Genomic DNA, 11,930 nt, shown 5'->3' on the forward strand with positions numbered 1-11,930 from the left:
TCGTGTCGGCACCTCGTCGGCTCAGGGTCAGACCCGTCGGCCGGGACCCCCGGCCCGACACCGCCGCCGCTGCGCACAGCGGCGCGACCGTACAGGGAGACAGGACAGCCGTGGCACCACCTCAGGGTCAGATGCGCCCCGGGCGGCAGCTCGCCGTGCTCGGGTTCATCTTCGTGGTCCTCTATCTTTTGGTGTTCTTCTCGGGCGGCGCCAGCGGCAGCTTGAAGGACCGGCTCGAGCCCAAGCTCGGCCTGGACCTCATCGGCGGCACGAGGATGACGCTGGAGGCGACTAACAGCGTCGACGGCAAGCCCCCGACCGCCGAGAACCTCGAGGAGGCCCGCCAGATCATCGAGAACCGGGTCAACGGGCTCGGGGTGGCCGAGGCCGAGGTGGTCACCGAGGGCAACCGGAACATCGTCATCTCCCTGCCCGGTGAGAACCGGGACCTCACCGAGGTGGGCAGCGCCGCCGAGCTGCGCTTCCGCAAGGTGTTGAAGGCCGCCGACGGCAGCGGAACGGCCGCCGTGCCCCCGCCGGCCGCCACGCCGGTCCCGTCCGGCAGCGCCAGCCCGACCCCGTCCGGCGCCGCGTCGCCGACCCCGTCGGGCAGCGGCGCGCCGAAGGCGACCTCGTCGCCCAGCGGTGGTCAGGGCGGAATGGCCCCGGCGTCGCCCAGCGCCACGCCGACCCCTCCGCATCCGCCTCGCCGAGTGCCGCCGCGCCCACGCCGAGCGCCAGCGAGGAGCCGGTGCCGGCCAGCGTCGAGGAGCAGCGCAAGGCCGTCGAGCAGAAGGTCGGCGCCGCATCGTGGCAGGCTGCCAGCGCGTTGCAGGCCCCCGCCGACCTGGCCACCGACCCGTCGCTGGCCGACAAGCTCAAGCCGTTCGGCACGCTGTCGCCACAGGAGGTGGCGGTGCTGCCGGCGCAGATGCAGTTCAACGTGCCGACGATCGGCTGCGAGCAGCTCGACAAGCGCCCGCCGGCGTCGATCTCGGACCCGAAGCAGCAGGTTGTCGCCTGCGAGGACGGCGCCTCCAAGAACCTGCTCGACCAGGCCAAGGTGCTGGGCACCGACGTGGACGACGCCGACGCGGTGCTCGACCAGACCAACGCGTGGGTGGTCAGCCTGGACTTCACGAACGACGGCCAGGGCAAGTGGACCAGCCTGACCCGTGAGGCGTTCAACAACACGGGCCAGGCCTGCGACGCGACCGCGCTGGGTCAGGACGGCAAGTGCCGGGTGGCCGTCGTGCTGGACAACGAGATCGTCTCCTCCCCGGAGATCCAGGGTGTCCTGACCGGCAACTCCCAGATCACCGGCAACTTCAACCAGAAGGACGCCAGCGCGCTCGCCAGCCAGCTTCGCTACGGCGCGCTGCCGGTGACCTTCGAGCCGCAGGAGTCGCAGAACGTCACGGCCACGCTGGGTGCCAGCCACCTGCGTGCCGGTCTGCTCGCGGCCGGCATCGGCATGCTGCTGGTCATCATCTACGCGTTCTTCTACTACCGGCTGCTCGGCTCGGTGATCTTCCTGAGCCTGATCCTCTCCGCGTTGCTGGTCTTCGGCGCGCTGGTGGTGCTCGGCCGGCAGATCGGCTTCACGCTCACCCTTGCCGGCATCGCCGGCATGATCGTCTCGCTCGGTGTGGCGGCGGACTCGTTCGTCATCTACTTCGAACGATTGAAGGACGAGATCCGGGAGGGGCGCAGCCCCCGCAGCGCGGTGCCCCGCGCCTGGATCCGGGCCCGTCGGACGATCATCTCGGCCAATGCGATCACCCTGCTCTCCGCGGTGGTGCTCTACGTGGTCTCGGTCGGCACCGTCAAGGGCTTCGCGTTCGCCCTCGGCCTGGCCACCGTGCTGGACCTGGTCGTGGTCTTCCTCTTCCGACACCCGATCATGACCATGTTCGCCCGGACCCAGGCGTTCCTGTCCCCGCGGGTCAGCGGTCTGGGCCGGGCGCTTCCGGCCCGTAACCAGCCGACTCAGCCCCGCAACCCGCGCGCCAAGGAGGCCTGAGATGGCTGAAAACGGTCTGGCGAGCCGCCTTTACAACGGCGAGGCCGGTCTCAACATCGTCGGCCGGCGCAAGCTCTGGTTCGGCGTCGCCGGTGTCCTGGTCCTGATCGCGATCCTCAGCTTCTCGATCCGTGGCTTCAGCCTCGGCATCGAGTTCGCCGGCGGCAACTCGTTCCAGGTGCCGGCCAGCGTCGGCACGCTGGACGACGCCGAGCGGGAGGTCAACTCGGCGCTCGCGGCCGAGAACACCGGCATCGAGGTCGCCACGGCGCAGAAGGTCGGCGGTCCCGGTGGCGACTCCTACGAGCTGCGCACCGGGCAGCTCAGCGCCGAGCAGACCGCCGCCGTCAAGGCCAAGATCGCCCAGGATCTCGGTATCGACGAGGGTCAGATCAGCGGTAACCAGGTCAGCGAGGCGTGGGGCAGCCAGGTGACCGAGCGGGCGATCCTCGGCCTGGTCATCTTCATCGCGCTGGTGATGGTCTACCTGATCCTGCGCTTCGAGTGGCGGATGGCCGTCGCCGCGGTCGCCTCGCTGATCACGAACCTGATCCTCACCGCCGGCATCTACTCGCTTGTCGGCTTCGAGGTCACCCCGTCGACGATCATCGGCTTCCTCACGATCCTGGGCTTCGCGCTCTACGACGTGGTGGTGGTCTTCGACAAGGTCCAGGAAAACACCCGGGGCATCACCGCCAACAACAACCAGACGTACAGCGAGGCCTCCAACCTCGCCGTCAACCAGAGCCTGATGCGGTCGCTGAACACCTCGGTGGTCGCCCTGCTGCCGGTCGGCGGTCTGCTCTTCATCGGTGCCGGCCTGCTCGGCGCCGGCACGCTGAAGGACCTCGGTCTGGTGCTGTTCGTCGGTATGGCGGTGGCGTTCCTGACCTCCATCCTGGTGGCCACCCCGCTGCTGGCGCTGCTGAAGAACTACGACCCGCGGATTCAGGCGCACAACAAGCGCATCCTGACCCGCCGGGGCGCCCTCGCCCGGGGCGAGGTCACCGGTAAGGGTGTCGTGGGCCCGGCCCAGGCCGATGCGACCGACGAGCCGCTCGACTCGGACGCCGCCGCGCTGGCCGGTGCCGCCCCCAAGGTGGGCGCTCGGCCGGCGGGCAAGCGGCCAACCGGAGCCCGGGGCGGTCGCCCGGGTGCCAGTGGCAACCGGCCGGGTGGCGCCAAGCGGCGCTGACCCGGGAGGAAACACCTGAACGGCGTCCGGCATGCTGTGCGAGCAGCACTGCCGGACGCCGTTGTCGTTGAAGGGAAGCGAAACAGCCGTGACGGAGACCCACAGCACCGCGGCGCGCGGGGACCTCGGCCCGGAGGCCGCCCGACTGGTCGCCAGCCGGGTGCTGGACGTGCCCGATTTCCCCAAGCCCGGCGTCATGTTCAAGGACCTGATGCCGCTGTTCGCCGACGGGAAGGCCTTCCGTGAGGTGACCGACGGGATCGTCGCCCACCACGGGCGGGACGCCTTCGACGTGGTGGTCGGCATCGAGGCGCGCGGGTTCGTCGTCGCGGCGGCCGTCGCGTACGCGGCCGGGGTGGGCGTGGTGCCGGTGCGCAAGGCCGGCAAGCTGCCCCGCCCGGCGCACTCGGTCTCCTACGCCCTGGAGTACGGCGAGGCCACGCTTGAGGTGCACGAGGACGCCTTCACCGCGGGGCACCGGGTGCTGGTGGTCGACGACGTGCTGGCCACAGGCGGCACCGCCGAGGCGACCCTGGACCTGGTCGAGCGGGCCGGTGGGACCGTCACCGGCTTCACCGTGCTGCTGGAGCTCGGCTTCCTGGGCGGGCGGGAGCGGCTGGCACCGCGTACCGTTCATGCCCTGCTGACCGTTTGAGCCGGTCCACGCCCTGCTGGCCAGTTGACGCTCTCGATGCTCTGCTGACCATTTGATCCCAGACCCGTCGGGCGGACGTGGCGCCGACCGTCCGGCGGAGCGGCAGGGGGCCGTCCGTGCGGGTAGCATTGCCCTTTGCTGACGCCGGCGGTACACCGTCCGGCGGCGCGAGACCAGGCCGGCCGATGTTCGGCCGGTGTGTTTCCGGCGAGCGGTGAGGAGGCCGGTGTCCCACGATGTCGTCCCTCCGGCGGAGGGCACGGTGCACCCGACAGGCGACGCTGACGGCTCGGTGACTGACCGGACAGGCGACGCGCCGGCCCGGGTGACGGGCACCGGCAACGGCTCCTCCGGCAGGGCTCCGGGCGAGGGCGCGGTGCGTCCGACGAGCGGCCCGCCCAGCGCCGAGGCGTCTCCCGGCGCCGATGGGGTGGTGGTGCCGTTCCCGACTGACGCCGCTGTCGACCCGTCGCCGAGCGGTGGCTTCGGGCTGTCCAACGCGCCCACCGGCCGGCGGGTCCGGGCCCGGCTGGCCCGGTTCAACGCGCCCTGGCAGACCTCGCAGGTCAGCGAGGTGCTGGAGCCGCTCATCGCGAGCCACCGGGACAACCACCCCAAAGCCGACGCCCGCCTGCTCCAGCGCGCCTTCGACACGGCCGCGCGGTGGCACTCGGGGCAATACCGCAAGTCCGGTGATCCCTACATCACCCACCCGCTCGCGGTGGCGACCATCCTCGGCAACCTGGGGATGGACACCACCACGTTGGTCGCCGCGCTGCTGCACGACACCATCGAGGACACCGAATACACCCTCGACCAGATGCGCGCCGACTTCGGTGGCGAGGTCGCCCTGCTGGTCGACGGCGTCACGAAGCTCGACAAGGTCAAGCTGGGCGACGCGGCCAAGGCCGAGACGATCCGCAAGATGGTCGTGGCGATGGCCAAGGACCCGCGGGTGCTGGTGATCAAGCTGGCTGACCGGCTGCACAACATGCGCACCCTGACCTTCCTGCCCCGTCCCAAGCAGGAGCAGAAGGCCAAGGAGACGCTGGAGATCCTGGCGCCCCTCGCGCACCGGCTCGGTATGAACACGATCAAGTGGGAGCTGGAGGATCTGTCCTTCGGCACGTTGTTCCCGAAGCGCTACGAGGAGATCAACCGGCTGATCGGGGAGCACCAGCCGCAGCGTGAGGCGCTGCTGCGGCAGGTGACGCAGAAGGTGCAGATCGACCTGAAGGCCGCCAAGATCAAGGCGGAGACCACCGGGCGGCCGAAGCACCTCTACTCGATCTACCAGAAGATGATCGTGCGGGGTCGGGAGTTCAACGACATCTACGACCTGGTCGGGGTGCGGATCCTGGTCGACACGGTTCGGGACTGCTACGCGGCGCTGGGTGTGATCCACGCCAACTGGCAGCCGGTGCCGGGCCGCTTCAAGGACTACATCGCGATGCCCAAGTTCAACATGTACCAGTCGTTGCACACGACGGTCATCGGGCCCACCGGCAAGCCGGTGGAGATGCAGATCCGCACGTACGCGATGCACCGCACCGCGGAGTTCGGCATCGCCGCGCACTGGAAGTACAAGGAGCACAAGGGCACCCAGATCGTCGGCCCGCCCGCGCACATCGACGAGATGACCTGGCTGCGGCAGCTGCTCGACTGGCAGCGCGAGGCGGCCGACCCGAGCGAGTTCCTGGACGCGCTGCGCTTCGACCTGTCCAGCCAGGAGGTGTACGTCTTCACCCCGAAGGGTGACGTCATCCCCCTGCCGACCGGGTCGACGCCGGTGGACTTCGCGTACGCGGTGCACACCGAGGTGGGGCACAAGTGCATCGGGGCGCGGGTCAACGGCAAGTTGGTGCCGTTGGAGTCCACGCTGTCCAACGGCGACGTGATCGAGATCTTCACCTCGAAGTCCGAGACCGCCGGCCCGACTCAGGACTGGCTGGGCTTCGTCAAGAGCCCTCGCGCGCGGACGAAGATCCGGCAGTACTTCAACAAGGAGCGGCGCGAGGAGGCGATCGAGGCCGGCAAGGACTCGATCGTCAAGGCGATGCGCAAGCAGGGCATGCCGTTGCAGCGGATGCTCACGTCCGACGCGCTGATGTCGATCGCGCGGGACCTGCACCTGGCCGACGTGGCCTCGCTCTACGCGGCGGTCGGCGACAGTCAGGTCTCCGCGCAGTCGGTGGTGCAGAAGCTGATGGCCGCGTACGGGGGCGAGGAGGGCGCGGCGGAGGACATCGCCGAGACCGCCGTCGCCACCCGGCCGCCGCGCAGCCGCCAGAGCAGCAGCGACCCCGGTGTGGTGGTCCGAGGCGTCAGCGACGTCTGGATCAAGCTGGCCCGCTGCTGCACCCCGGTCCCACCGGACTCGGTGTTCGGCTTCGTCACCCGCTCCGGCGGGGTCAGCGTGCACCGCGACGACTGCGCCAACGCCGAAGACCTGCGGGCGCAGAGCGAGCGGGTGGTCGAGGTCAGTTGGAAGCTGACCTCCGCCTCGACGTTCCTGGTCGCCATACAGGTCGAGGCTCTGGACCGGCACAAGCTGCTGGCCGACGTCACCCGGGTGCTCTCCGACGAGCGGGTCAACATTCTCTCCGCCACCGTCACCACCACCCGCGACCGGGTGGCGGTGAGCCGGTTCAGCTTCGAGATGGCCGACCCGAAGCACCTGGGCCACCTGCTGGCCACGGTCCGCAAGGTGGACGGCGTCTTCGACGCGTACCGGGTCACCTCCGGCGCCTGACCCCGCCGCACACCGCGTACCTCGGACACGGAAACGCCCGCCGGCTCAGCCGGCGGGCGCTTCGTCGTGTCTGCGGGGTGTCAGCCCTGCGGCGGGCCCATCACGAGGTCCTTGATGACGACCTCCTTCTTCGGGTGGCCACCGCCGGCCTGCTGGGCGAACGCCCCGTCGTCGCCGGCCTTGGCCACGTCCTTGACGATGTCCAGGCCACCGGTGATGGTGCCCAGCACCGTGTACGCCGGGTCCAGCGGCGAGTCGCCGTAGACGATGAAGAACTGGCTGCCGGTGCTGCCCGGCTGGCCGGAGTTGGCCATCGCGATGACACCCTCCGGGTACGGCGGGCGCTTGTCGGTGGGCAGGTTCTCCTCGGGCAGGCGGTAGCTCGGGCCACCCTGGCCGTCGGTGTCCCGCCAGCCGTTGCCGGTGGCGCTGGGGTCACCGCACTGCAACACCTTGATGCCCTCGGTCACGAGCCGGTGGCACTTGCTGTTGTCGAAGAAGTTCTTCTCCGCGAGGTAGGTGAAGCTGCCCGCCGTGCACGGCACCAACGACCGGTCGACCTTGGCGGTGATCGGGCCCAGGTTGGTGTCGATCGTCATCGTCTGCACGCCGGTGGCGGACTGCTGGTTGCTCGGCAGCCCGACGTCCTTGATCTGCGGGGGGCGCTGCTCCGTGGGCAGGGCGTTGAACACGCACTCGGACGAGCCGGGCGCCGCGGCGGTGGTGTCGGGCTTGTCGTCGTCGCCGAGCGTCATCGCCAGCCAGACGGTGCCGGCGACCACGAGCACCAGCGCGGCACCCGCGCTGACGATCGCCTGCGTCTGCCGGCGCTTGCGGGCCTTGGCCGAGCGCTCGGCCATATCCTTCTCGAGCCGGGCGCGTGCCGCCGCGCGCTGGCGCTCTCTGGTGGACGTCACGCCTGGATCCTCCTGGCTGTCTGCTGCTGAGTGCCGCTTGAGTGGGTGGGGACGACCGGTCAGCCGGCGCTCGGGCTGCTGGCCGGGGTGCCGGAGGCCGACGGCGCCGGTGCCGCGCCGGTGACCGGCTCACCGACGGTGAGGCTCTGGATCGTCACGTCGGCGCTGGGCTTGACCTTTGCCCCGGTCCCATTGTCCACGGTCGGGAGGGCGCCGATCTTTTCCACGACGTCCAGCCCGCCGGTGACCCGGCCGATCACCGGGTACTTCGGGTCGGTGGTGGTGAAGTCCTTGAAGAAGATCAGGAACTGGCTGCCGTTGTTGCCCGGCGGGTTGGCGATCATCGCCACGGTGCCCTTGGGGTACGTCGGCGGTTGGCCGGGGGCCGGACTGGCCGACGGTGACGCCGACGGCACGGTCGGCAGCTCCTCGTCGTAGAACGAGTAGGTCGGCCCACCGAGGCCGGTGCCGCTGGGGTCGCCGCAGCGCAGCGCGCCGTCGGCGATGATCTCGTGGCACTTGGTGTTGTCGTAGAACGACCTGCTCGCCAGGTGGGCGATGCTCGCCGCCGCGCACGGGGAGTTGGTCAGGCTCAGCTCCGCGGTGATCGGCGCGCCCTGGTTGGTGGTCACGGTCATCGCCCGGGTGCCGTCGGTGGGCAGACCCTTGGTCTCCGGTGTGCCGACGTCCTTGAGGTTGGTGTTGGCCGTCGCGTCCTGCGGCGTCCAGAGGCAGGTGTCCTCCGTGGCCGTGTTCTGCGTCGGGTCGGAGTCGAACGCCCCGAGCGCCCAGGCCGAGCCGGCCACGACCAACACGAGGATCAGGGCGGCGCCGACACCGGCCTGGATCTGCCGACGGCGCCGCGTGGCGGCGGCCCGGCGAGCCAACTGCCGGTCGAGCTTGGCACGCGCCATTTTGCGCTGCCGGTCCCTGCTGGAAGCCACCCGCGCTCCCCTTTCCTCTGCCTGGTCGTCGCCGGCGGCCGGGCGTCCCGGCCCGTCCGGGCGTCACGTGTGCCGCGCCACACGCCCGCCAGAGTGTACGGCTAGCGACTGGGAATGTGGTGTACGAGGTCCACCCCGTCCCGAGCAGCGCTTATCGGGCGTTGTCACTGTGCCCCACGGGGTGCGAGGGACGGACGCGGCGAACTCGCTCGGCCTGCCCGTTAGGCTGCTGGGTAGGACGACAGTGCTCGACGGAAAGGACAGCGCCCGTGCTCGTGGCCGGCTTTCCCGCAGACGCCTTCGGCACCAACTGTTACGTGGTTGCCACCGCGCCGGGGGAGCAGTGCGTGGTGGTCGACCCCGGCATCGGGGTGCTCGACCAGCTCGACGCGCTGCTCGCCGAGCACCGCCTGCATCCGGCCGCCGTGCTGCTCACCCACGGCCACCTCGACCACACCTTCTCGGTCGCGCCGGTCTGCGATGCGCGCGGCATCACCGCCTACGTGCACCCGGGTGACCGGGAGATGCTGGCCGACCCGTCCAAGGGCCTCTCGGCCGACCTGACGTCGCTCTTCGGCGGTCGGCTGAGCTACACCGAGCCGGAGGACGTGGCCGAGCTGACCGACGGCGCCACCCTCACGCTCGCCGGCCTGGAGATCGCCGTGGACCATGCCCCGGGCCATACCGGCGGGTCGGTGCTGTTCCGACTGCCGGGCGCCGGGTCGGGCTGGGAGGCTGACGAGCTGTGCCTCTCCGGTGACGTCCTCTTCGCCGGGTCGATCGGCCGCACCGACCTGCCGGGCGGGAGCATGCCGGCCATGCTCACCAGCCTGCGCGACAAGATCCTCCCGCTGGCCGACGACACCGTTGTGCTACCCGGCCATGGCCCCAGCACCACCATTGGCCGTGAGCGTGCCAGCAACCCGTACCTCATCGAGGTGGCACAGGTCGGCGGCGGCCGACCTGCTCCCACCCGGGGCCTCTAGACCTTCTCCGCGCCGCGCGCGGACCCACGACACCACCGCGCCGCGGGCGCGGAACCGCAAGGAGTACGCCGATGAGCAAGCCCACGCCCATCTCCGGTTTCCCGGAGTGGACCCCCGGCCAGCGGATGATCGAGCAGTTCGTGCTCGACAAGATCCGGGCCACCTTCGAGCTGTACGGCTTCGCGCCGCTGGAGACCCGCGCCGTGGAGCCGCTGGACCAGCTGCTGCGCAAGGGCGAGACCTCGAAGGAGGTCTACGTGATCCGGCGGCTGCACGCCGACGCCGAGGGGTCGGGCGGTGACGACCAGCTCGGCCTGCACTTCGACCTGACCGTGCCGTTCGCCCGGTACGTGCTGGAGAACGCCGGCAAGCTGGCGTTCCCGTTCCGCCGCTACCAGATCCAGAAGGTGTGGCGGGGTGAACGGCCGCAGGAGGGCCGCTACCGGGAGTTCGTCCAGGCCGACATCGACATCGTCGACCGGGATACCCTGGCTCCGCACCACGAGGCGGAGATGCCCCTCGTCATCGGGGACGCGCTGCGCTCGCTGCCGATCCCGCCGGTGACGATCCAGGTCAACAACCGCAAGATCTGCGAGGGCTTCTACCGGGGTATCGGGCTGACCGACCCGGAGGCGGCGCTGCGCGCCGTGGACAAGCTCGACAAGATCGGCCCGGTGAAGGTGGCTGAGCTGCTGGCCCAGACCACCGGGGCGAGCGAGGCGCAGGCGAAGGCGTGCCTCGCGTTGGCGGAGATCTCCGCTCCGGACGCCTCGTTCGCCGACGCCGTCCGGGCGCTCGGGGTGAGCGACCCGCTGCTCGACGAGGGCATCGAGGAGCTGGTCCGGGTGGTGGAGACCGCCGCCGAGCACTCGCCCGGACTCTGCGTGGCCGACCTGCGGATCGCCCGCGGCCTCGATTACTACACCGGCACCGTCTACGAGACCCAGCTGCAGGGCTACGAGCGGTTCGGCTCGGTCTGCTCCGGCGGCCGGTACGACAACCTGGCCACCGCCGGCGCTGTCTCCTACCCGGGGGTGGGCATCTCGATCGGGGTGACCCGGCTGCTCGGGCTGCTCTTCGGCGCGGGGGATCTGTCGGTCTCCCGTGAGGTGCCGACCGCCGTGCTCGTCGCGGTGACCAGCGAGGAGCAGCGCACGGCCAGCAACCGGGTGGCCGAGGCGCTGCGGCGGCGCGCGGTGCCGACCGAGGTGTCGCCGAGCGCGGCGAAGTTCGGCAAGCAGATCCGCTATGCCGAGCGCCGCGGCATCCCGTACGTCTGGTTCCCGGGTGCCGACGGAGCGCCGGACGAGGTGAAGGACATCCGCTCGGGTGAGCAGGTCACGGCCGTTGCGGGGGAGTGGATGCCACCCCGGCAGGACCTTAAGCCGGTAGTCAGCTGAGTCTCACGACTGGCGCACATGGCCTCGGGGACCTACGGTAGCGTAAGTTACGCCACCGTAGGGAGCCTCTCGTGATCATGAGCACCACACTGAGCCAGACCGCACTCCTCGTCGAGTTGGAGCCGGTGGTTGCCCGCAACCTCGACCGCCACCTCACGCTGGCCAAGGAGTGGTTCCCGCACGAGTACGTGCCGTGGAGCGAGGGGCGCACCTTCGACGGGCCGCTCGGTGGCGAGGCGTGGTCTCCGACCGACTCCACCATCCCCGACGTGGCCCGCACCGCGCTGATCGTGAACCTGCTGACCGAGGACAACCTGCCCTCGTACCACCACGAGATCGCCACCCTGTTCGGCCGGGACGGCGCGTGGGGCACCTGGGTGCACCGGTGGACCGCGGAGGAGGGCCGGCACGGTGTCGCGATCCGCGACTACCTGACCGTCAGCCGCGCGGTCGACCCGGTGGCGCTGGAGCGGGCCCGGATGACGCACATGTCGGAGGGCTACACCAACGCCCACGGCGACGAGGTGCTGCACTCACTGGCGTACGTCTCGTTCCAGGAGTTGGCCACCCGGATCTCGCACCGCAACACCGGCAAGGCCACCGGCGACCCCGCCTGCGAGGCGCTGCTGGCCCGGGTGGCCGCCGACGAGAACCTGCACATGGTCTTCTACCGCAACCTGCTCGCCGCCTCGTTCGAGCTGGCCCCGAGTCAGGCCATGCGGGCCGTCGCCGACGTGGTGGCCGACTTCCAGATGCCCGGCAGCGGCATCGAGGGCTTCGCCCGCAAGTCCGTGGCGATCGCCCTGGCCGGCATCTACGACCTGCGCCAGCACCGCGACGACGTGCTCCAGCCGGTGCTGCGCCAGTGGGACGTCTTCAACGTGACCGGCCTCAACGCCGACGGCGAAGCCGCCCGCGAGCAGCTGGCCGCTCAGCTGGAAAACCTGGAGCGCGCCGCAAGCCGCTTCGAGGAGAAGCGCGACGCCCGAGCCGCCCGCCTAGCCCTCCGCTAAACCCCAACCCCAGTCCCCCCACCCACCCTGCCCCGCCCCAGGCCC

General features: G+C 70.5%; 8 protein-coding genes and 1 pseudogene. 7 read left to right on the forward strand and 2 right to left on the reverse strand.

The window, feature by feature from the left end:
* Nucleotides 1-131 precede the first annotated feature (131 nt).
* The 4 genes and pseudogenes from secD to PCA76_RS11830 all read left to right on the forward strand — a co-directional run bounded on the left by secD (nt 132) and on the right by PCA76_RS11830 (nt 6,625).
* Nucleotides 132-2,023: pseudogene (gene secD / locus PCA76_RS11815) on the forward strand (protein translocase subunit SecD).
* Nucleotide 2,024: 1 nt separating this feature from the next.
* Nucleotides 2,025-3,218 (forward strand): protein translocase subunit SecF, encoded by a 1,194-nt coding sequence (gene secF / locus PCA76_RS11820; protein ID WP_272617516.1) that lies wholly within the window; start codon nt 2,025-2,027, stop codon nt 3,216-3,218.
* An 88-nt stretch (nt 3,219-3,306) separates the two neighbouring features.
* Nucleotides 3,307-3,873 (forward strand): adenine phosphoribosyltransferase, encoded by a 567-nt coding sequence (locus PCA76_RS11825; protein ID WP_272617517.1) that lies wholly within the window; start codon nt 3,307-3,309, stop codon nt 3,871-3,873.
* A 226-nt stretch (nt 3,874-4,099) separates the two neighbouring features.
* Nucleotides 4,100-6,625 carry a RelA/SpoT family protein gene (locus PCA76_RS11830; RefSeq protein WP_272617518.1) on the forward strand — a complete coding sequence of 842 codons (2,526 nt, stop codon included), beginning with the start codon at nt 4,100-4,102 and terminating at the stop codon, nt 6,623-6,625.
* Between the two features lie 80 nt (nt 6,626-6,705).
* On the opposite strand, the gene PCA76_RS11835 is transcribed toward PCA76_RS11830, so the two are convergent.
* A complete protein-coding gene (locus PCA76_RS11835) occupies nt 6,706-7,542 on the reverse strand; it encodes a peptidylprolyl isomerase (RefSeq protein ID WP_272617519.1) in 837 nt (278 codons plus the stop codon).
* 59 nt (nt 7,543-7,601) lie between these two features.
* The gene (locus tag PCA76_RS11840; protein ID WP_272617521.1) at nt 7,602-8,486 is read right to left on the reverse strand and encodes a peptidylprolyl isomerase; all 885 of its coding nucleotides are present in this window, start codon (nt 8,484-8,486) and stop codon (nt 7,602-7,604) included.
* Between the two features lie 269 nt (nt 8,487-8,755).
* Between PCA76_RS11840 and PCA76_RS11845 the strand changes: the two genes are divergently transcribed.
* The 3 genes from PCA76_RS11845 (at nt 8,756) to PCA76_RS11855 (ending at nt 11,885) form a co-directional block, all read left to right on the forward strand.
* Nucleotides 8,756-9,472: an MBL fold metallo-hydrolase gene (locus PCA76_RS11845; protein WP_272617523.1), complete on the forward strand. Its 717-nt coding sequence runs from the start codon at nt 8,756-8,758 to the stop codon at nt 9,470-9,472.
* Between the two features lie 71 nt (nt 9,473-9,543).
* A complete protein-coding gene (gene hisS, locus PCA76_RS11850; RefSeq protein WP_272617524.1) occupies nt 9,544-10,872 on the forward strand; it encodes a histidine--tRNA ligase in 1,329 nt (442 codons plus the stop codon).
* Nucleotides 10,873-10,949: 77 nt separating this feature from the next.
* On the forward strand, nt 10,950-11,885 hold the full coding sequence (locus PCA76_RS11855; RefSeq protein ID WP_272617527.1) for an acyl-ACP desaturase: 936 nt from the start codon (nt 10,950-10,952) through the stop codon (nt 11,883-11,885).
* Nucleotides 11,886-11,930: the final 45 nt, after the last annotated feature.

The sequence above is a fragment of the Micromonospora sp. LH3U1 genome, assembly GCF_028475105.1.
Lineage (GTDB): Bacteria > Actinomycetota > Actinomycetes > Mycobacteriales > Micromonosporaceae > Micromonospora.